Annotated in this window: 1 protein-coding gene; it reads right to left on the bottom strand. The window is 57.3% G+C overall.

What is annotated here, in order from left to right; genetic code table 11:
- A partial coding sequence (locus U1R88_RS35525) for a DUF3577 domain-containing protein (RefSeq protein ID WP_322435553.1) occupies positions 1-593 on the bottom strand: 593 nt, incomplete at its 3' end.
- Positions 594-1,245: the final 652 nt, after the last annotated feature.

The raw sequence follows: 1,245 nt of genomic DNA, 5'->3' as shown, positions 1-1,245 counted from the left end.
ACAGCTTGTGCGTACTGACGGACGAGGTCTTGCGCATCCTCGGTAGTGACAACGGTATCGAAGTAGCGATAACGCCGCTTCTTGGCATCGACCTTGCCCGTCAACGCCGCGATGGTGCAAGCCAGGAATGGCTCGCCCTCGTTCGGCTTTACTTCGATCGGACGGCTCAGGTAGCCAATACCTCGGGTAATCAGCTCATGCTGCTCGATCTTCGCCAGTTCGACTCGATCGATCATCTCAGCTTTCAGCAAGCGGCCCTTGAGCGATGCTGCGACCTCGCCTTTGCGTTCGCCTCTGGGACGAATGTAGGCATCCGGCCATGAGTCCCCGATCCGAAACCGAACCAGGGGGCGCCGCTTGGGATCATCGACGCCGATATACTTGCTGACCAGTTCCTGGGCCTCGGCACCGGAAACCCTGACGTCGAAGTAGCGGTAAACCGGGTCGGCTTTGGGGCCGACCAGTGCCGCAACCGTAACAGATAGATAGGGGTCGGCATCTTCGACGTGAACTTCACGGGCCCGTTGCAAGAAACCGATGCCAGAGGTGTGCAGATCGAAGTAGGACTTGGCCTGATTGGATGTGGTGTTCATGGTGAATCTCCATACGATGAAAGCGGAGACACACCGATCCCACCATGCGGGGAGAGGTGCGTAACCCCGCGGTGGGTTGATAAGTCAAATGCATCCACCATCAGTGGGTTGATGGTCGTTCGCGAGTGGATGCGGTGCGAACTGGTCCGGTCACGCAGCAGGTGCTGCGCCGCAACCTGGAAGACCGTGGTTGCGTGGCATGTTGCTGACGACGTCAGCAGAACATGGAGATAGCCTGCCCGGATGCAGATAGCGATACGACGATCAATGCGAATCTGCGCATCCCCTATTTCGGAGCGCCAACTCAGACTGTGGGATAATTAGTTGATGGAACTGGGCGGGTTGGAACGCTGGTGTCGTACTGGTGTGACAGATCCTGATTGACACCCCCGCGTTCGGCGGAAGATCTACTGGTGACCGCTAGTTCATCTGCAACCGGCCATCGGATTCATCATGATTTAAGCCTTTTGCGAACCTCCAGGACAGGAAGCTGCCCTTGAGAAGCTGGATAAAAAAGCCCCTCGACTATCGAGGGGCGGTAGCGAGGTCAGAAGTCCTCATAGATGAAGTAATGCAGGCGCTGCGCCGGGAAGAACACATGCTTCCAGCGATCGCCATGGGTGTTGCCGCCGTCGAACAGCACCATCTCGTA

It is taken from the genome of Labrys sedimenti (assembly GCF_034424805.1).
In the GTDB taxonomy this organism is placed as follows: Bacteria; Pseudomonadota; Alphaproteobacteria; order Rhizobiales; family Labraceae; genus Labrys; species Labrys sedimenti.
This window is presented reverse-complemented; position numbering and strand designations above follow the sequence as displayed.